The sequence below is a fragment of the Streptomyces sp. E2N166 genome (genome assembly GCF_003671715.1).
Classification (GTDB): Bacteria; Actinomycetota; Actinomycetes; order Streptomycetales; family Streptomycetaceae; genus Streptomyces; species Streptomyces thinghirensis.
Genome location: NZ_RAIF01000031.1, coordinates 260,651 through 279,912 on the forward strand (window position 1 = coordinate 260,651; position 19,262 = coordinate 279,912).

Sequence of the window (19,262 nt, forward strand, 5' to 3'; positions counted from 1 at the left end):
CTGCTGCCGCGGCGGGTGGGGGCGGCGCGCGCCGCCGAGCTGGTGTTCACGGCGCGGCGGGTGGCGGCCGAGGAGGCGCGCGAGCTGGGGCTCGTGGACCAGTTGGTGGACGAGGGCCGGGACCGGGAGGAGGCGCTGGACCTCGCCTCCCGGATGGCCGCGAACTCCCCCCTGGGACTGCGGGCGGCCAAGCGGGCGCTGCGGCTCGGGCACGGACTGGATCTGCGGGCCGGGCTGGAGGTCGAGGACGCGGCGTGGCGGGCGGTGGCGTTCTCGGGGGACCGGGCCGAGGGGGTGGCGGCGTTCAACGAGAAGCGGGCGCCGCGGTGGCCCGGGGAGTGAGCCGGCCCCGCCGCGCGGGTGGGTGTCCGGCGGACCGCCCGGTGCTGGACGGCGACGCCGTGCACGCCCCCGTTCGCCCTGTTTGAATGCCGTTTCGTCATAAATCTCCCTAGCCTGGAGTGATGGGTGACGACAGGCGGCTCGCGGCCGTGGTGGCACTTGCGCAGGGCATGGCCGCCGCGCACAGCTCGCGTGAGGCGTGGCGGGCCGCGGCCCTCGGCGCCTGTCTGGCGCTGGGCGGCAGCTTCGCCGCGCTGTCGGTGTGGGAGCGCGAGCTGGGCCGGCTCCGGGTCCTCGTGAACGTCGGCCGGCGGGCCGAGGGCGAGGAGGAGTTCCCCGAGGACGAGTCCTATCCGGTGCACCAGTTCGCGGAGATCACCGAGTTCCTGCACGAGCGCTGGGCCGGCGGCGGTGAGCCCGACGCCTGGGTCGAGACGGCCGAGGGGCCCGCCGCCGGGCGTCCCGGCTACGTCCACCAGCGCGTCGCCGCCCTGCGCCGCCGGGGGCGCGGCTGCTGCGTGGTCGCGCCGATCGTCCTGCACGGCCGCGCCTGGGGCGAGCTGTACGTGGCCCGTCCGGTGGGGGAGCGGGTCTTCGAGCGGCCCGACGCCGACTTCGCCACCGTGCTGGCCTCGGTCGTCGCCGCCGGGATCGCCCAGACCGAGCGGCTGGAGGAGGTCCGTCGCCTCGCGTACACCGACGCGCTCACCGGGCTGGCCAACCGCCGGGCCGTCGACACGGCGCTGGACGAGGCCGTCGAACGGCACCGCGGCAAGGACGTCGTCGTCAGTCTCGTCGTATGCGATCTGAACGGCCTCAAGCGGGTCAACGACACGCACGGGCACGCCGTCGGCGACCGGCTCCTGGAGCGTTTCGGGTCGGTGCTGTCGCTGTGCGGGGCGATGCTGCCGGGGGCGCTCGCCGCGCGGCTCGGCGGGGACGAGTTCTGTCTGCTCGCGGTCGGGCCGCCCGCCGACGAGGTGGTCAAGGCGGCCGAGGAGCTGTGCCGCCGCGCGGCCGAGCTGGAGCTGGGGGACGGCGTGGCCTGCGGGGTCGCGTCCACGGAGGACCCCGTCGGCCCCGTGCGCTCCGCCCGCAGACTCTTCCGGCTCGCCGACGCCGCCCAGTACCGGGCCAAGGCCGAACGGTCCGCCGGGCCGGTCGTCGCCGGTCGCGAGGGACCCGACGACCCCGTCGTACGGCTCGCGGACGAGCCGTCCCGGGAGGAGGACGGGGAACGCCGGCGGTTCCGTGGGCGGCACTCGCCGTGACGCCGGTCCGGTAAGGGGTGCAGGCGGCGCGCATCCGTGACGTACCCCCTCGTGACATCATCGAATTCACTGCGTACGCTCCTGAATATGGATATGCACACTGTGGTGAACGGGGAAGGCGCGAAGCGCGGCCTTGAAGGTGTGGTGGTGGGCGACGGGCGGGCGTCCGGGGTCACCGCGTCCGACGTTCTCGCCGTGGCGCGGGACGGCGCCCGGGTCGAACTCTCCGGCGAAGCGGTGGCGGCCATGTCCGCCGCCCGCGGGATCGTGGACGCGCTGGCCGCCAAGCCGGACCCCGTGTACGGCGTGAGCACCGGTTTCGGCGCCCTGGCGACCCGGCACATCAGCCCGGACCTGCGGGCCCAGCTGCAGCGCAACATCGTCCGCTCGCACGCCGCCGGGATGGGCCCGCGCGTCGAGCGCGAGGTGGTCCGCGCGCTGATGTTCCTGCGGCTGAAGACCGTCTGCTCCGGGCACACCGGCGTCCGCCCCGAGGTCGCGCAGACCATGGCCGATGTGCTCAACGCCGGAATCACCCCGGTCGTGCACGAGTACGGCTCCCTCGGCTGCTCCGGCGACCTCGCCCCGCTCTCGCACTGCGCGCTCACCCTCATGGGCGAGGGTGACGCCGAGGGCCCCGACGGCACCGTACGGCCGGCCGGTGAGCTGCTCGCCGAGCACGGGATCGCCCCCGTCGAGCTGCGCGAGAAGGAAGGCCTCGCCCTCCTCAACGGCACCGACGGCATGCTCGGCATGCTGGTCATGGCCCTCGCCGACCTCGACACCCTCTACAAGTCCGCCGACATCACCGCCGCGCTGACCATGGAGGCCCTGCTCGGCACCGACCGCGTGCTCGCTCCCGAGCTGCACGCCATCCGCCCGCACCCCGGGCAGGCCGCCAGCGCCGCCAACATGGCCGCCGTGCTCAAGGGCTCCGGCCTGACCGGGCATCACCAGGACGACGCCCCCCGCGTCCAGGACGCCTACTCGGTGCGCTGCGCCCCCCAGGTCGCCGGTGCCGGACGCGACACGATGGCCCACGCGGGTCTCGTCGCCGAGCGCGAGCTGGCCGCTGCCGTGGACAACCCGGTCGTCCTGCCCGACGGCCGCGTGGAGTCCAACGGCAACTTCCACGGCGCTCCGGTCGCCTACGTCCTCGACTTCCTCGCCGTCGCCGTCGCGGACCTCGGCTCCATCGCCGAGCGGCGCACCGACCGGCTCCTCGACAAGAACCGCAGCCACGGCCTGCCGCCGTTCCTCGCCGACGACGCCGGTGTCGACTCCGGTCTGATGATCGCCCAGTACACGCAGGCCGCCCTGGTCAGCGAGCTGAAGCGGCTCGCCGTACCGGCCTCGGCGGACTCGATCCCGTCCTCCGCGATGCAGGAGGACCACGTCTCCATGGGCTGGTCGGCGGCGCGCAAGCTGCGCACGGCCGTCGACAACCTCACCCGCGTGATCGCCGTCGAGCTGTACGCCGCCACGCGCGCGATCCAGCTCCGCGAGGGCCTCACCCCGGCCCCGGCCTCGCAGGCCGTCATCGACGCCGTACGGGCGGCCGGTGTCGAGGGTCCCGGACCGGACCGGTTCCTGGCGCCCGATCTCGCGGCGGCGGAGGCGTTCGTGCGCGCCGGGCACCTGGTCACGGCCGCGGAGACGGTCACCGGGCCGCTGCGCTAGCCGGCCGGGCCGGCGAAGTCGGAGGGGCCCTGTCGGGAGGACGGGGCCCCTCCGTGCTGTCTCCGAAGAGTCTGCCGCCCCCGTACGGTCAAAAAAGCCAAAAGAACGTCAAGCGCTGTCAAAAATCAAGGCGTTCCCGGCGCACCGAATACCCGACGAACCCGGCGCCGAGTCCGAGGCAGAGGGCGCCGCCGACGACGTACGGCGTGCTGTCGAAGCTGCCGGTGTCGGCCAGGCGGGCCGTGCCCTCACCGGTGGCCGCCGTGCCCGTGGAAGCGACTCTGGCCTGCTCGGTGACCTGCGGAGACGGGCTCGCGGAGACGGACTTGAGCACCGGTGTGTCGGGTGTCGCGTTGGCGGACGGGACGAACCACATGGCGCACAGCAGGCCGCCTGCGGCGGCGGCGGTCAGCAACGGTCGGCGAGCGGATGACACGGAATATCGATCCCCTTGTGGCGCTGGCGAATTGGCCGTGTGGGCAGATGTTAGTGAAAGCCGCGGGTCACAGGAAAGTCACGGGAGCGGTCGGCCTTACGCTCCGGGCATGAGTACTCCAGAGACATCACGTTTTGTGCGTATTCGCGTCGAGCTCGTTCTCGAGGTCGACGACGACGAGGCCGTCACCGGGGCCGCGCTGCAGGCGCTGGCCGAGGACGCCGACCTGTCCGACGCGGAAAGGGCGCACGCCGAGCGTGCCGTGACGGAGGACACCGCGGAGGCCCTGGCTCACCTCGTGGACCCGTTCGACCTGGTCAGCGCGGTGCCCGGAGTCGAGCTCCAGCAGGCCTCCTGGAGCAGCGAGCAGATCGACTACGACCCCGATTCGCCCGAGTGGGACCTGGACGAGGAAGATGGCGACGAGAACGACCCGGAAGACGATGAAATGACGGTCGGCTGACGCAGTGTGGGGAAAACGTGACCCCGGGCGGCAACCGTCGTCCGGGGTTTCGTCGTCTCAAGGGGCGCACTGGCCGACCCCCGCGCCGCCCCCGCCTCCGCGGCAAACGTGGCATGCCCCACACCCGCGAGCGATGTGGAACGGGACGAACCGGTCGTAGCGTTGAAGTTCTTGACGGGGAATCTCGGGGTTTCCGGACTCGGCAACGATGGAGAAGCGTGTGATGACGGACGGTAAGCGGCGCAAGGGTCTGGCGGCCGCGTCCGCACTGCTCGGCGGTGTGCTGGTGCTCTCGGCATGTTCCAGTAGCGACGCCGACACCTCCGGAAGCGGGGACGGCAGGACCTCGCAGGCCGAGGCCGACGAGGCTGCGGCCAAGAAGTCGTCCGAGGCCCAGATCAAGATCACGCCCAAGGACAACTCGGACAACGCCTCCATCAACAACTCCGCCGGCGTCACCGTGAGCAAGGGCACGCTCACCGAGGTGAAGATGACCGCCTCCGACGGCACGGAGGTCAGCGGCGAGATATCCGCCGACAAGACCAGCTGGAAGCCCAGCGGTCAGCTGGAGCGGGCCACCACCTACAAGCTGACGGCGACCGCGAAGGACTCCGAGGGCCGCGCCGCCCACGAGAACGCGTCGTTCACCACGGTCTCCCAGAAGAACAGCTTCATCGGCACCTTCACCCCGGACGACGGCAAGACCGTCGGCGTCGGCATGCCGGTGTCGATCAACTTCGACAAGGAGATCACCGACAAGGCCGCCGTCCAGAAGGGCATCACGGTCAACACCAGCAGCGGCCAGGAGGTCGCCTGCCACTGGTTCAGCACCCAGCGCATGGACTGCCGCCCGGAGAACTACTGGCAGGAGGGGTCGACCGTCACCCTCAAGCTGGCGCTCGACGGGGTCGAGGGCGCCGAGGGCGTCTACGGCGTCCAGCAGAAGACGGTCACCTTCAAGATCGGCCGCAACCAGGTCTCGTACGTCGACGCGAAGACCAAGCAGATGAAGATCACGCAGGACGGCAAGACCGTCAAGACGATCCCGATCTCCGCCGGCTCCCCCGAGAACAAGACCTACGAAGGCCAGATGGTGATCTCCGAGAAGTTCAAGGAGACCCGGATGGACGGCTCGACGGTCGGCTTCACCGATGACGACGGCAAGGGCGAGTACGACATCAAGGACGTGCCCCACGCCATGCGCCTGAGCACCTCCGGCACCTTCATCCACGGCAACTACTGGAGCAAGGGCATCTTCGGCAGCGCCAACACCAGCCACGGCTGCGTCGGTCTCGCCGACACCCAGGGCGCCGACGACCCGAACACGCCGGGCGCGTGGTTCTACAACAACTCGATCATCGGTGACGTGGTCGTCGTCCAGAACACCGGCGACAAGACCATCGCTCCGGACAACGGCCTCAACGGCTGGAACATGGACTGGGCCCAGTGGAAGGCGGGTTCGGCGGTCTGACGCCGAACACGCCCCGGCCCACGGCCACTTCGCTTCACCCGGCGCCCGTCGCCCCTCGCCGGGGCGGCGGGCGTCCGTCGTGCGACCCCGCTGGCACGCGTCCGTCGTGCGACCCCGCTGACACGTATCCGACGCCCAACCCGACTGACGTGTAACGGAGTTCGCGCGGACGCGTAACACCGGACGGCGAACGCGTAACAGTCGGCAGGCGGTTTCCCGACCGTCCCCGCCACCGCCCTTCGCGCTCTTGAGCGGCCGATCTCCCCTCGCCATACTCCGAGTTCCGGGGGGAGCACAGGTGTGCTGGACCACCCCCGGCCGGGTGAACGGGGAATTCTCCCGGTACTTCCGCAAGGGGGAACGTTGCGCAGACAAGTGAAGAAGGCCGGCGCGGCCACCGTCGCCACGGCGGCGGCCGTGGCCCTCGCGGCGGGCATGACCAGCCCGGCGGCGGCGGACGGGGCACGGACGACGGACGCTGACCGCACGGCGGCCTCGGCGCGGGCTGAGACCGCACGGGACGGGGCCGCGCGGGCCGCCTCCGGCACGGCGAGGCACCGTGTCACGCTGATCACCGGCGACCGGGTCGCCGTCGACGCCAAGGGCCGCGTCGTCGGCCTGGAGCGGGCCGAGGGCCGCGAGCACATACCCGTCCAGATCCGCAGAGCCGGCGGGCACACCCTCGTCGTCCCGGCCGATGCCGCCCGCCTGGTCGCCACCGGCAGACTGGACCAGCGCCTCTTCGACATCACCGAGCTGAACAAGGCCACCACCCGCAAGGCCCAGAGGAACGGCCTGAAGGTCATCGTCGGCTACCGGGGCGGTGCGCGGGCCACCAAGGCCGACGTCCGCGACGCGGGCACCCTCCGCCGCGCCCTCACCGCCCTGAACGCCGACGCCGTACAGACCCCGCACGAGAACGCGCCCGAGCTGTGGGACGCGGTGACCGACGGCGAGAAGACCGCCTCCGGCATCGCACGCGTCTGGCTCGACGGCGTCCGCACGGCCAGCCTCGGCAAGTCCGTCCCGCAGATCGGCGCCCCCAAGGCATGGGCCGCCGGCTACGACGGCAAGGGCGTCAAGATCGCCGTACTGGACACCGGCGTCGACACCACCCATCCCGACCTGAAGAACCAGGTCGTCGCGTCCGAGAACTTCTCCGTCTCACCCGACGCCTCCGACAAGTACGGCCACGGCACCCACGTCGCCTCCATCGCCGCCGGCACCGGCGCGAAGGCCGGCGCCACCTACAAGGGCGTGGCCCCCGGCGCCAAGCTGCTCAACGGCAAGGTGCTCAGCGACGAGGGCTTCGGCGACGACTCCGGCATCCTCGCCGGCATGGAGTGGGCGGCCGCGCAGGGCGCCGACGTCATCAACCTCAGCCTGGGAGGCGGCGACACCCCGGAGATCGACCCGCTGGAAGCCGAGGTCAACAGGCTCTCCGAGGAGAAGGGCATCCTCTTCGCCATCGCCGCCGGCAACGACGGCGAGTTCGGCGACCGCACCGTCGGCTCCCCGGGCAGCGCCGCCGCCGCCCTGACCGTCGGCGCGGTCGACGACGGGGACAAGCTCGCCTCCTTCTCCAGCACCGGCCCCGGCCTCGACGGCGCGGTCAAGCCCGACGTGACCGCGCCCGGCGTCGACATCACCGCCGCCTCCGCCAAGGGCAGCCTCATCGCCCGCGAGGAGGGCGAGAAGCCCGCCGGATACGTCACCATCTCCGGTACGTCGATGGCGACCCCGCACGTCGCGGGCGCCGCGGCCCTCCTCAAGCAGCAGCACCCCGACTGGACGTATGCCGAGCTGAAGGGCGCGCTGACGGGATCGGCGAAGGGCGGCAAGTACACCCCCTTCCAGCAGGGTTCGGGTCGCGTCCAGGTCGACAAGGCGGTCAGGCAGACCGTGATCGCCGACCCGGTGTCGGCCACCTTCGGCACCCAGCAGTGGCCGCACGCCGACGACAAGCCGGTCACCAAGCGGCTGACCTACCGCAACCTCGGCACCAAGGCCGTCACCCTGAAGCTGACGTCGACCGCCACCGGCCCGGGGGGCAAGGCGGCCCCCGCCGGGTTCTTCAAGCTGGGCGCCACCTCGGTCACCGTCCCGGCGGGCGGCAAGGCCTCCGTGGCCCTCACCGCCGACACCAGGCTCGGCGGCACGGTGGACGGCGCCTACTCGGCGTACGTCACGGCGACCGGCGGCGGACAGAGCGTCCGTACGGCCGCCGCCGTGGAGCGCGAGGTGGAGTCGTACGACGTCACGCTGAAGGCTCTCGGCCGCGACGGCAGGCCCACCGCGAACTACGAGACCGACCTGACCGGCGTCTCCGGCCTCGCCACGGACACCTGGTTCACACCGTACGAGGCCGACGGCACCGTCACCGTGCGGGTGCCCAAGGGCGCCTACGTCCTCAACTCCTCGATCCGCGTGAGCGACGACCCGGAGAAGTGGAAGGGCGCCGACTGGATCGCGCAGCCGAGGCTGAACGTCACGAAGAAGACCACCGTCACCCTGGACGCGCGCACCGCGAAGCCGGTGGACATCACCGTGCCGGCCAAGGCGGCGAAGTCCGAGTTCGCCTCCGCGGACTTCACGGTGGAGGCGGGCGGCAACAGCTACAGCTACGGCTGGTGGCTGGACTCCTACGAGGGCCTGCGCACCAAGCACCTCGGCCCGCGGATCACCGACGGCTCGCTCAGCCAGCAGTGGGACGGCCACTGGACAAAGGGCGCCAAGGAGCAGTACGACACCGTCGCCGGCGGCCCGGTCGAGCAGCTCGCCACCGGCTACACCCGGCACTACAAGGCGGGCGAACTGGCCACCCTCAAGGCCGGCCTCGGCGCCTCCGCGAGCGGCAAGAAGGGCGCCGTCTCCGCGACCGGCCGGCTGCCCGGCGGCGCCGGCGGCTCCTCGATCGGCATCGAGCAGCCCCTGCCCGGCACCCGCACCCTGCACCTGTCCACCGGGAACGGCGTGACGTGGGAGCTCGGCTTCGAGCAGTACGGCGGCCGGGACGCCGACGGCTTCCCGGCCGTCGAGGCCGGCTACCTCCTCGGCGACCCGCAGCGCTACAAGGCGGGCAAGAGCTACTCGGCGACGTTCAACACCGCCGTCTTCGGCCCGCGCCTCAACGCCGACTTCGGCCTCCACCGCGACGGTGACACCATCACCGGCACGGTCCCGCTGTTCGCCGACGGCGAGGGCCACGCCGGCTACTCGGCCTTCACCTCGGTCGCCACCACGCTCTACCGGGGCGGCACCAAGGTCGGCTCCCACAAGGACCCGCTGTTCGGCGAGGGCGAGTTCAAGGTCCCCTCCGGTGACGCCCGGTACCGGCTGACGACGTCGGTCAGGCGTTCCGCCAAGGTCGCCGCGGCCTCCAGCCGCATCGACGCGAGCTGGACGTTCCGCTCCAAGAAGACGGCCGACCGTACCGAGCTGCCCGCCTCCACCGCCCGCTTCGCCGCGGTCACCGGCCTGGACAGCAAGGTCACGGCGGGCAAGCAGGCCACCGTCCCGGTCACCGTCGAGGGCGCGGCCGCCGGCCGCAACCTCAAGTCCCTCGCGGTGCACGTGTCGTACGACCACGGCAAGACCTGGAAGAAGGCCACCGTGAAGAAGGGCAAGATCAGCGTCAAGAACCCGGCGAAGGGGAAGTCCCTCTCCTTCCGCGCCAAGATCGTCGACAAGAAGAAGAACGAGTCGGTGATCACGATCTACGACGCGTACTACGGGAAGTAGGCCGCGTACGACGGGAAGTAGGCCGCGGACTGCCGCAAGCAGGCCGCGCCACGTGAACGACCTGGCCGGAGCCCGACGGCTCCGGCCGGATCACGTCCGCAGCGAAGCCGCCGCGTCCGTCCCCCAGCTCGCCAGCAGCCGCAGCGCCTCCGCCGACGGTGAGCCCGGCTCGGCGTGGTACGTGATGAACGCCTGCTCGTCGTCGTCGACCAGGCGGAACGTCTCGAAGGACAGGGTCATCTCACCCACCAGCGGATGCCGCATCCGCTTGACGCCGTAGGACTTCTCCTTGACGTCGTGCGTGGCCCACAGGCGCCGGAACTCCTCGCTCTTCACGGACAACTCGCCGACCAGGGCGGACAGCCGCGGGTCGTCCGGGTGCCGGCCCGCGTCCATGCGCAGGAAGCTGACCATGTCGTGCGCCTTCTGGTCCCAGTCCACGAACAGATCCCGGTAGTCCGGGTTCAGGAAGACCAGCCGCGCCCAGTTCCGCTCCTGGGCGGGCAGCTTGCCCCAGTCGCCGAAGAGGGCCGCCGCCATCCGGTTCCAGGCGAGGATCTCCGACCGCCGGCCGGTCACGTACGCCGGGACCGTGTCGATCGACTCCAGCAGCTGGAGCAGGGCCACGCGCACCGGCTGCTGCGCCCTTGACGCCGCCGCCCGCCTGCGCTGCTGCTGCGGTTTCGCCAGGTGCGTCAGGTGCGCCTGCTCGGCGTCGGACAGCCTGAGCGCGCGGGCGATCGCGTCGAGGACCTCCGCCGACACGTTCCGTCCGTTGCCCTGCTCCAGGCGCGTGTAGTACGCCACGGACACCCCGGCCAGCTGCGCCAGCTCCTCCCGCCGCAGCCCCGGCACCCGGCGGTGCCGCCCGTACGACGGCAGCCCGACGTCCTCCGGCTTCAGCCGGGCGCGCCGGGTGCGCAGGAACTCGCTCAGTTCGGCACGCCGGTCCAGCTGTCCATCCATGCCCTCCAGTATTGCCGGTCGTATTCCCGGTCGTACGCCCGTGAGCCTGTCCCCGTCAGTGGTACGCACGCTGGTCGTAGGCAAAGCCGTGGTCTGGGTGGATGTCCGCCGGGGCGGCAGGCTGGAGGCATCCAGCAGAAGACCAGTCACGAGGAATCCGGAGAACCCGGCATGACCACTGTCGCCGCATACGCCGCACCCGCCGCCAAGGCTCCGCTGGAGCGGACCACCATCGAGCGGCGCGAGGTGCGCGAGCACGACGTCCTGATCGACATCAAGTTCGCCGGCATCTGCCACTCCGACATCCACCAGGTCCGCGAGGGCTGGGGCGAGGCGATCTTCCCGATGGTCCCCGGCCACGAGATCGCGGGCGTCGTCTCCGAGGTCGGCCCCGGCGTCACCAAGTTCGCCGTCGGCGACCGGGTGGGCGTCGGCTGCATGGTCGACTCCTGCCGAGAGTGCGAGAACTGCGAGGCCGGCCTGGAGCAGTACTGCACCGGCGGCAGCGTGATGACCTACAACGGCGTCGGCAAGGACGGCGAGCCGACCTACGGCGGCTACTCCGAGAAGGTCGTCGTCGACGAGAACTTCGTCCTCGGCATCCCCGAGGGCATCGCGCTGGACGAGGCGGCGCCGCTGCTGTGCGCCGGCATCACCACGTACTCCCCGCTCCGGCGCTGGAACGCCGGCCCCGGCAAGAAGGTCGCCGTCGTCGGCATGGGCGGCCTCGGCCACATGGCCGTCAAGCTCGCGCACGCCCTGGGCGCCGAGGTGACGGTGCTCTCGCAGTCCCTGCGCAAGAAGGACGACGGCCTGAAGCTGGGCGCCGACCACTACTACGCGACCAGCGACCCGGCCACCTTCGAGGAACTGGCCGGCACCTTCGACCTGATCGTCTCGACGGTCTCCGCCCCGCTCGACCTCGGCGCCTACCTGGGGCTGCTGAAGACGGAGGGCGCCCTGGCCAACGTCGGTGCCCCCGAGGAGCCGGTCTCCCTCAACCTGTTCGCGCTGCTCGGCGGCGGCAAGACCCTCGCCGGGTCCATGATCGGCGGCATCCGGGAGACCCAGGAGATGCTGGACTTCTGCGCCGAGCACGGCATCGGCGCCGAGATCGAGCTGATCGCCGCCTCCGAGGTCAACGAGGCGTACGAGCGGGTCCTGGCGAGCGACGTGCGGTACCGCTTCGTGATCGACACGGCGACGATCTGACGGGCCGGCAACATGCTCGGGAATTGCCTCCGGGATTGCCTCCGGGATTTCCTTGGGGGTTTTTCCCGTCCCTGTCACACGGCCGCGCCGCCCCGGGTCATACCGCCGTAGACACACACGGCGGACGCCCGGACGGGGCAGGAACCAGACATCTGTCGACCTGTCCGTCCGGGCGCCAGGGCCCCCGGGAGCAGTCATGACGTACCCCTCGTCCCCCACCACCCCCCTCCTGGTCACCGGCGGCACGGGCACCCTCGGCGGCCACGTCGTCCCGTTGCTGCGGGCGGCGGGCCGTGAGATACGGATCCTCACCCGGCGTCCCCGCCCGGCCGAGGACGGCGTCACCTACGTCACCGGCGACCTCCTCACCGGTGAGGGCGTCGAGGCCGCGGTCGACGGCGTGCACACCGTCCTGCACCTGGCGGGCGGCCCGAAGGGCGACGACGAGGCGACCCGCACGCTGGTGCGCGCCGCCTCGCACGCGGACGTACGGCACCTCGTGTACATCTCGGTCGTGGGCGCGGACGGTGTGCCGCTGGCGTGGCCGCGCACCAAGCTGGACTCGGAGCGGGTGATCGCCGACTCGGGCATCGGGTGGACGGTGCTGCGGGCGGCCCAGTTCCACGAGCTGACCCTGACGATGATCGAGAAGATGACCAAGCTGCCGGTCCTGCCCGTCCCGGGCGGCCTGCGCCTCCAGCCGGTCGACTCCCGCGAGGTCGCCGCGCGCCTGGCCGAACTGGCCCTCGCGGCACCCGCCGGCCGGGTCCCCGACATGACCGGGCCAGAGGTCCACGACCTGGCCGCCCTGGCCCGCCCGTACCTCGCCCTGCACTCCCGGCGCCGTCGCCCGGCACTGCCGGTACGCATCCCCGGCAAGGCGGGCCGCGCCTACCGCGCGGGGGCGAACCTCACGCTGGAGGGGGCGCGGGTGGGCCGGCGGACGTGGCAGGAGTTCCTGACGGAGCGGGCGGGACGCGGGACGGTGACGGCAGACGCGCGCCCCTCGTGAGCCCGGCGCCGGCCGGCGTGCGCGTCAGCGGCGCCGCAGCGACGCGTCCAGCAGCGCGGGCGGAGTGTCGAACTTCTCCTGCGCGGCCAGGTCGGTCCCGGGAGCCACGATCGCGTCGACGGCGTCGAGGACATCGGCGGAGAGCACGGTGTCGGCGGCGGCGAGCTGCGCGTGCAGGTGATCCAGGGTGCGGGGGCCGATGAGCGCGCTGGTCACGGCCGGATGTGCGGTCACGAAGCCGAGCGCCAGCTGGATCATGGTCAGGCCGGCCTCGTCGGCGACCCGGGCCAGCCGCTCGACGGCGTCGAGGCGGGCCCGGTTGGCCGGCAGCGAGGTGTCGAAGCGCTCCGGCATGAACGCCGACCGGTGGGTGGCGATCTCCCGGCCCGCCCGCACCGCCCCCGACAGCCATCCCGACGCCAGCGGGCTCCACACCAGCACGCCGAGCCCGTACTCCTCGGCCACGGGCAGCACGTGGCTCTCGATCCCGCGCTGGAGGATGGAGTAGCTGGGCTGCTCGGTGACGTACCGGCTCAGGCGGTGCTCGCGGGCGGCCCACTGGGCCTGGACGATGCGGTACGCGGGGAAGGTCGAGGAGCCGAAGTAGCGGATCTTTCCCGCGCGCTGGAGGTCGGTCAGGGCCGCCAGTGTCTCCTCGTCGCTGGTGGCCGGGTCCCACCGGTGGATCTGGTAGAGGTCGACGTGGTCGACGCCGAGGCGGCGCAGGCTGTTGTCCAGCTCGGTGACCAGCCAGCGGCGGGAGGCGCCCCGGTGGTTGCGCTCCTCGCCCATGGGCATGCTCGCCTTCGTGGCCAGCACGATGTCGTCGCGGCGGCCGGCGACGGCCTTGCCGACCATCTCCTCCGATTCGCCCCGGCCGTACATGTCGGCGGTGTCGATGACGTTGACCCCGCCCTCCAGGGCGGCGTCGACGATGGCGGTGGCCTCGTCCTGGGTGGTGCGCCCGATGCTGCCGAAGTTCATGGCGCCGAGCGCGAGAGAGCTGACCTGGACGCCGGTGCGGCCCAAGGTGCGGTAGAGCATGAGGTTTTCCTTCGTTACAGGTGAAGTGACGCGGGGTGATGGGCGCGAGCAGGCATGACAAGTCCATGCCAAGGTGGGCGAGGCGGGCTTGGTGCGGCTCTCGCGCTCTGACATCATGGCGGCGAAATGGAACGCCGTCCCGTTTGACGATACGGAACGGTGTCCCGTTTAGCAATCCCGGATGGCGGAGGAAACCGACGTGGTGCAGGAACAGGACGGCGACGAGGGCACGGAGCAGACGGCCCGGCCCAAACGGGCGGACGCCCGGCGCAACCAGAAAACCCTGCTCGACGCGGCCGCCGCGGTCTTCGTCGAGTCGGGCGTCGAGGCGCCGGTACGCGACATCGCGGCCAGGGCCGGTGTCGGGACCGCCACGATCTACCGCCATTTCCCGACGCGGGCGGACCTCATCATCGGCGTCTACCGGCACCAGGTGGAGGCCTGCGCCGAGGCCGGTCCGGCCCTGCTGGCGAGCAGCCCGACCCCGTACGCCGCACTCGGACGGTGGATCGACCTCTTCGTCGACTTCCTGGTCACCAAGCACGGACTCGCCGCCGTACTGCAGTCCGACAACGCCGGCTTCGAGACGCTGCACGCGTACTTCCTCGACCGCCTCGTGCCCGTGTGCACCCGCCTCCTCGACGCCGCGACCGCCTCCGGCGAGATCCGGTCCGACCTGTCCGCCCTGGAACTCATGCGCGGCGTCGGCAACCTCTGCATCGGCGCGGAGAACGACCCGCGCTACGACGCCCGACGCCTGGTCGCCCACCTCATCGGGGGGCTGCGCCGACCGGACTGACGGGATCGTGGCCTGGCGGTCGAAGGCGTCGGCCCGCAGCGGACCGTCGCTGCCCGCGGGGCAGCCCCGGACGGGCACGGAATCGCTCGGAAGCCTCGCGCGTTGACGGAGTGGGCGTGGAACGTCGGTGATGTGCGCGCCGAGTAGCGCGAATGACCAGCCCGAATGACCAGACTGACGGATATTGGAGGGCGCAATGGCTGCGCAGACGCAGAGGGCCGTGCTCGCGGGTGGGTGCTTCTGGGGGATGGAGGAGCTGATCCGCCGGCTGCCGGGAGTGACGGCGACCCGGGTGGGATACACCGGGGGAGACGTGCCGAACGCGACGTATCGCAACCACGGCACGCACGCGGAGGCCATCGAGATCCTCTTCGACCCCGAGAAGACCGACTTCCGCGCGCTGCTGGAGTTCTTCTTCCAGATCCACGACCCGAGCACCAGGAACCGCCAGGGCAACGACATCGGCCTCAGCTACCGCTCGGCGATCTACTACGTGGACGACGAGCAGAAGCGGATCGCCGAGGACACGATCGCGGACGTGGACGCCTCCGGGCTCTGGCCGGGCAAGGTCGTCACCGAGGTGGAGCCGGTCGGCCCCTTCTGGGAGGCCGAGCCCGAGCATCAGGACTACCTGCAGCGTTACCCGGAGGGCTACACCTGCCACTTCCCGCGCCCGGGGTGGCGGCTGCCCGCCCGCGCCGAGGGCTGACGGGTACCGGGAGGCGGCCCGGTCGGCGTTTGTGCCGGGCCGCCTGTCGCGGAACCGTCAGTGGGGGAGTGTGGCCGGGCTGCCGCCGTTCGCCTCGTAGCCCGCGACCGCCAGCGCGCGGTAGACCGCGAACTCCGCCGCCGGGTCGGGGGAGAGGGTCCAGGGCAGGGCGCCGACGTGGCCGTCGATGAGTATCAGCTGGTTCATCGCCTCGGCCCAGCGCTCGCCGCGGACCAGGAAGAAGACCAGCAGATGGCGGACATGCGCCTGCATCGGGTCGCCCGGGCGGGCCGAGTGGACCGCGTGCAGGGCGCCGTGGACCGCCTTGGTGACGATCTCGCTCTGGTAGAAGCCCCTGACCAGGTTGACCTCGGGGAGATGCTCGAAGACCGCGAAGAGCGGCATCGCCGCGAGGAGCGAGCCCTTCGGGGCGCGGGCCGCCGCCGCCTCCGCGAAGGAGTACGCCAGGTCGCGGGAGCCGTGCCACTTTTCGCACCAGTAGTGCAGGGCGGCCAGGTGCGCGCCCATGTGGGCCGGGGCGCGGTCGAGGATCTTCAGCCAGAGCTGCTCGAAGTCCTCGCGCGGGTAGGCGAGCCCGCGGGCGACCGAGAGCTCGACGATGTACGGGATCGGGTCACCGGGGGCGAGCAGCGCCGCCTCACCGCAGGCCGCCTTCGCCTCCTCCATGATGATCCGGAAGTCGTCCGTGCCCGGCGTCGCCGTCCGCCACGCCTGCTGCACCAGGAACTCGGCGTGCACCGCCGCGCCGCCCGCGTCCTTGGGGGCCTCGGCCCGCCACACCCGCAGCCACTGCCCGCCCGGCGTCTCGCCGACGCCACCGGGCCGCTGCCGCAGCTCCAGCGACGCGGCGCCCGCGAAGGCCTGCACGCGCTGCCAGCGCCGCTCACCCTCCGCCTCCGTACCGGCGAGGAGCTGCTGGGCGCCCCGGTAGTCCTGCGTGCGCTGCACCAGGTCCAGGACGTCCAGCAGGTCCTGGTCGGGGCCGGGCATGCGGATGTCCAGCTCCTCCTCGCGCGCGAAGCCGTAGTTGGCGGGGTCCGCCGCGTCCGGGTGGCCGGCGGGTACCAGACCGACCGCGCTCCGTCGGCGCCGCAGAACGGGGAGCAGCACCACAGCCAGCATGGCCAGTGCCATCAGGACCCAGAGAATCTCCATGTCTCAAGCGAACCAGACTGCGCCGACAATTGGCCAACCTGTCCCCCGCCCTGTGGAAAACGCGCGGAGTCGTCCACGCCGCTACCCTCGGTGCCCATGAGCGACAGGCACATCAGTCAGCACTTCGAGACGCTAGCGATTCACGCGGGAAACACCGCCGATCCCCAGACGGGCGCGGTCGTACCGCCGATCTATCAGGTGTCGACCTACAAGCAGGACGGCGTCGGCGGGCTGCGCGGCGGATACGAGTACAGCCGCAGCGCGAACCCGACCCGTACGGCCCTGGAGGAGAACCTGGCCGCCCTGGAGGGCGGCCGTCGCGGCCTCGCGTTCGCGTCCGGACTGGCGGCCGAGGACTGCCTGTTGCGTACGCTGCTGCGTCCCGGCGACCACGTGGTGATCCCCAACGACGCGTACGGCGGTACCTTCCGGCTCTTCGCCAAGGTCGCCACCCGGTGGGGCGTGGAATGGTCCGTGGCCGACTCGAGCGACCCCGCCGCCGTGCGGGCCGCGCTGACGCCGAAGACCAAGGCCGTCTGGGTGGAGACGCCCTCCAACCCCCTGCTCGGCATCACCGACATCGCCGCCGTGGCCCAGGTCGCCCGGGACGCCGGCGCCCGGCTCGTCGTCGACAACACCTTCGCCACGCCGTACCTCCAGCAGCCGCTGGCGCTCGGCGCGGACGTCGTCGTGCACTCCCTGACCAAGTACATGGGCGGCCACTCGGACGTCGTCGGCGGCGCGCTGATCGTGGGTGACCGGGAACTGGGGGAGGAACTGGCGTTCCACCAGAACGCCATGGGCGCCGTCGCCGGGCCCTTCGACTCCTGGCTGGTGCTGCGCGGCACCAAGACGCTCGCGGTACGCATGGACCGGCACAGCGAGAACGCCACCAAGGTCGCCGAGATGCTCTCCCGGCACGCGCGCGTGACGAGCGTCCTGTACCCGGGGCTGCCGGAGCACCCGGGGCACGAGGTCGCCGCCAAGCAGATGAAGGCGTTCGGCGGCATGGTGTCGTTCCGCGTCGAGGGCGGCGAGGAGGCGGCGGTCGAGGTCTGCAACCGCGCGAAGGTGTTCACGCTGGGTGAGTCCCTGGGCGGCGTCGAGTCGCTGATCGAGCACCCCGGCCGGATGACGCACGCGTCCGCCGCCGGTTCGGCCCTGGAGGTGCCCGCCGACCTGGTGCGTCTGTCGGTCGGTATCGAGAACGTCGACGACCTGCTCGCGGACCTCCAGCAGGCCCTCGGCTAGTCCGGCAGTCCCGGCGAGCAGGGCGGGCTCACCAGCCCTCCCAGCCCGTCACGGGTGGGGTCGTCTCCGACGGCGGCTCCACCCAGGGCTGGACGGTCAGCGCCCACACGGTGAACGCCACGGCGGCGGCGCACAGCACCAGCCACATCAGGCGGCGGGCGGCGGTCCTGCGCCGCAGCATGCGGCCGCCGCGGCGCACCGCGTCCGCGCACAGCTCGGGCGGCACCCGGGGCGGCGACTGTTCCATGATCCGCCGTGCGGCGGCCTCTCGCTGGGGGCGGTTCACCGGCGCCTCCGGGTCCTCCACGCCCGCGTGGCCGTGCACCACGTGGATGTGCCCGTGCCGCACGCGCGCGTGCCCGTCGTCCCGGCGGCCGTCGTATCGAGCGCCGCGTCCTTCAAGGCGTCGCCGCCTTCGCTTCCGCCGCCACCGGGCGGGCCGGTGGCGCGGGCGGGTGCAGCAGGGTGGCCGTCGCGCGGTCGCAGATCGTCCGTACGCGTTCCGCGGGCAGGCCGAGCAGGGCGGCCGCCTGTTCCTCGGCGACGCCCTCGTAGAGCCTGAGCACCAGGATCAGGCGTTCCCGCGGGGTGAGCCCGCGCAAAGGGCCGGCGGCGTGCCGGCGGGCCCGGCCGATGCCGCCGCCGTACCGGTGCCAGGCCTCGTGGGCGAAGCGGGTGGCCAGGTGCCGGCGGGCCCGGTCGTACGGGTCCTCCCCGCGCAGTCGGTCCCAGCACGCGTATGTATGGGCGAGGGACAGGGCCAGCAGGCGCCGCGCGCGCGGGTTGTCGCCCGGTGGCTCGGCCGTGAGCAGGGTGGCGGCATGCAGCAGCCGCCCTGCCGCGCCCGCGACGAACGCCTCGAACTCCCGGGCCCGGCGGGCACTGTGGAATGCCTGCCGTTCTCGCACCGCGCCTCCCGCCCAGAGGGCGACGGCCCCTGAGTCTCGTACGACGACCCCTGGGTCTCATATCAGGCCAGGGGTGGCCCGCCGGTCAAGAGTTCGGTGCGAACCGCCGCGGAAAGGCGGTGGAGGGTGGTTCAGGAGGCCGACGACGACTCCGGGCCCGCCACGCCCGTCGGGGCCATACGGGCGGACAGGGCGCCGTTGAAGCGCGCGAGGAGCGCGCAGAACGCCTCCCGCTCCTCCGGCGCCCAGTCGTGGGTCAGTTCGGCCATGAGCTGACGCCGGGAGGACCGGACCTCTTCCAGCCGCGACACGCCGCGCGGGGACAACTGGAGCACGACCGCGCGCCCGTCCTCGGGGTGCGAGGTCCGCTTGACGAGTCCGGTGTCCACGAGCGGTGCCACCTGCCGGGTGACCGTCGAGGAGTCGATCCCCATGCTCGCGGCGAGCGCCTTGACGCCCATCGGGCCCTCTTTGTCGAGGCGGTTGAGCAGCAGGTATGCGGCGCGGTCCATGGAGTTGCGCACCTGCCCGACCCCGCCGAGCCGGGTCTGTTCGGCACGACGGGCGAAGAGTGCCACCTCGTGCTGGAGCGTCTCGAGAAGACCGGTGTCACCGGCGGTCGTCATGTCCATCGACATTTCAGGCGTTGTGGGCATGGCCGGGGGCTCACTTCGTGGAGGGCTGCTAATTGGGGGACAGGGTACGCGGCCGGGCGGCGAGGCGTACCGGCGCTGCGCAAAGCGGGTCTCGGAGGTTGGTCACAACGGTCCCCGGCGCCCGT

The 19,262-nt window shown here is 72.0% G+C and carries 18 protein-coding genes; 11 read left to right on the forward strand and 7 right to left on the reverse strand.

Features of this window, described 5'->3' with window-relative positions; all coding sequences use genetic code 11:
• From EBH09_RS39190 to hutH, 3 genes are all read left to right on the forward strand, one after another.
• A partial coding sequence (locus EBH09_RS39190; protein WP_238697420.1) for an enoyl-CoA hydratase-related protein occupies positions 1-342 on the forward strand: 342 nt, incomplete at its 5' end.
• A 122-nt stretch (positions 343-464) separates the two neighbouring features.
• Positions 465-1,613: a diguanylate cyclase gene (locus EBH09_RS23220; RefSeq protein ID WP_193776480.1), complete on the forward strand. Its 1,149-nt coding sequence runs from the start codon at positions 465-467 to the stop codon at positions 1,611-1,613.
• A gap of 93 nt (positions 1,614-1,706) precedes the next feature.
• Positions 1,707-3,293 (forward strand): histidine ammonia-lyase, encoded by a 1,587-nt coding sequence (gene hutH / locus EBH09_RS23225; RefSeq protein ID WP_121748873.1) that lies wholly within the window; start codon positions 1,707-1,709, stop codon positions 3,291-3,293.
• Positions 3,294-3,411: 118 nt separating this feature from the next.
• On the opposite strand, the gene EBH09_RS37955 is transcribed toward hutH, so the two are convergent.
• Positions 3,412-3,729: a hypothetical protein gene (locus EBH09_RS37955; protein ID WP_193776481.1), complete on the reverse strand. Its 318-nt coding sequence runs from the start codon at positions 3,727-3,729 to the stop codon at positions 3,412-3,414.
• 109 nt (positions 3,730-3,838) lie between these two features.
• On the opposite strand from EBH09_RS37955, the gene EBH09_RS37960 reads away from it, so the two are divergent.
• The 3 genes from EBH09_RS37960 to EBH09_RS23240 all read left to right on the forward strand — a co-directional run bounded on the left by EBH09_RS37960 (position 3,839) and on the right by EBH09_RS23240 (position 9,404).
• The gene (locus tag EBH09_RS37960; protein ID WP_193776482.1) at positions 3,839-4,192 is read left to right on the forward strand and encodes a hypothetical protein; all 354 of its coding nucleotides are present in this window, start codon (positions 3,839-3,841) and stop codon (positions 4,190-4,192) included.
• A 223-nt stretch (positions 4,193-4,415) separates the two neighbouring features.
• Positions 4,416-5,663 (forward strand): Ig-like domain-containing protein, encoded by a 1,248-nt coding sequence (locus EBH09_RS23235; protein ID WP_121748875.1) that lies wholly within the window; start codon positions 4,416-4,418, stop codon positions 5,661-5,663.
• A gap of 435 nt (positions 5,664-6,098) precedes the next feature.
• The gene (locus EBH09_RS23240; RefSeq protein ID WP_121749505.1) at positions 6,099-9,404 is read left to right on the forward strand and encodes a S8 family serine peptidase; all 3,306 of its coding nucleotides are present in this window, start codon (positions 6,099-6,101) and stop codon (positions 9,402-9,404) included.
• Between the two features lie 90 nt (positions 9,405-9,494).
• On the opposite strand, the gene EBH09_RS23245 is transcribed toward EBH09_RS23240, so the two are convergent.
• Positions 9,495-10,370, reverse strand: coding sequence for a helix-turn-helix transcriptional regulator (locus tag EBH09_RS23245; protein WP_121748876.1), 876 nt, complete (start codon positions 10,368-10,370; stop codon positions 9,495-9,497).
• A gap of 171 nt (positions 10,371-10,541) precedes the next feature.
• Between EBH09_RS23245 and EBH09_RS23250 the strand changes: the two genes are divergently transcribed.
• Both EBH09_RS23250 and EBH09_RS23255 read left to right on the forward strand, forming a co-directional pair.
• The gene (locus tag EBH09_RS23250) at positions 10,542-11,582 is read left to right on the forward strand and encodes an NAD(P)-dependent alcohol dehydrogenase (RefSeq protein WP_121748877.1); all 1,041 of its coding nucleotides are present in this window, start codon (positions 10,542-10,544) and stop codon (positions 11,580-11,582) included.
• A gap of 196 nt (positions 11,583-11,778) precedes the next feature.
• Positions 11,779-12,594, forward strand: coding sequence for an NAD(P)H-binding protein (locus tag EBH09_RS23255; protein WP_121748878.1), 816 nt, complete (start codon positions 11,779-11,781; stop codon positions 12,592-12,594).
• A gap of 24 nt (positions 12,595-12,618) precedes the next feature.
• Here EBH09_RS23255 and EBH09_RS23260 read toward each other — a convergent pair whose 3' ends face one another.
• A complete protein-coding gene (locus EBH09_RS23260) occupies positions 12,619-13,638 on the reverse strand; it encodes an aldo/keto reductase (protein ID WP_121748879.1) in 1,020 nt (339 codons plus the stop codon).
• 181 nt (positions 13,639-13,819) lie between these two features.
• Here EBH09_RS23260 and EBH09_RS23265 point away from each other — a divergent pair, with 181 nt between their 5' ends.
• Positions 13,820-14,437, forward strand: a complete 618-nt coding sequence (locus tag EBH09_RS23265) for a TetR/AcrR family transcriptional regulator (protein ID WP_121748880.1) — start codon at positions 13,820-13,822, stop codon at positions 14,435-14,437.
• 196 nt (positions 14,438-14,633) lie between these two features.
• Entirely contained in the window at positions 14,634-15,146 is a 513-nt protein-coding gene (gene msrA / locus EBH09_RS23270) for a peptide-methionine (S)-S-oxide reductase MsrA (RefSeq protein WP_121748881.1), read from the forward strand.
• Between the two features lie 57 nt (positions 15,147-15,203).
• On the opposite strand, the gene EBH09_RS23275 is transcribed toward msrA, so the two are convergent.
• A complete protein-coding gene (locus tag EBH09_RS23275) occupies positions 15,204-16,322 on the reverse strand; it encodes a hypothetical protein (RefSeq protein WP_121748882.1) in 1,119 nt (372 codons plus the stop codon).
• Between the two features lie 96 nt (positions 16,323-16,418).
• Between EBH09_RS23275 and EBH09_RS23280 the strand changes: the two genes are divergently transcribed.
• On the forward strand, positions 16,419-17,573 hold the full coding sequence (locus tag EBH09_RS23280) for a cystathionine gamma-synthase (protein ID WP_121748883.1): 1,155 nt from the start codon (positions 16,419-16,421) through the stop codon (positions 17,571-17,573).
• A 28-nt stretch (positions 17,574-17,601) separates the two neighbouring features.
• Here the strand turns inward: EBH09_RS23280 and EBH09_RS23285 are convergent, their stop codons facing one another.
• From EBH09_RS23285 to EBH09_RS23295, 3 genes are all read right to left on the reverse strand, one after another.
• On the reverse strand, positions 17,602-17,859 hold the full coding sequence (locus EBH09_RS23285; protein ID WP_121749506.1) for a hypothetical protein: 258 nt from the start codon (positions 17,857-17,859) through the stop codon (positions 17,602-17,604).
• 112 nt (positions 17,860-17,971) lie between these two features.
• Positions 17,972-18,481, reverse strand: coding sequence for a sigma factor-like helix-turn-helix DNA-binding protein (locus EBH09_RS23290; protein WP_121748884.1), 510 nt, complete (start codon positions 18,479-18,481; stop codon positions 17,972-17,974).
• Positions 18,482-18,612: 131 nt separating this feature from the next.
• Positions 18,613-19,119 (reverse strand): MarR family transcriptional regulator, encoded by a 507-nt coding sequence (locus tag EBH09_RS23295; protein WP_193776552.1) that lies wholly within the window; start codon positions 19,117-19,119, stop codon positions 18,613-18,615.
• Positions 19,120-19,262: the final 143 nt, after the last annotated feature.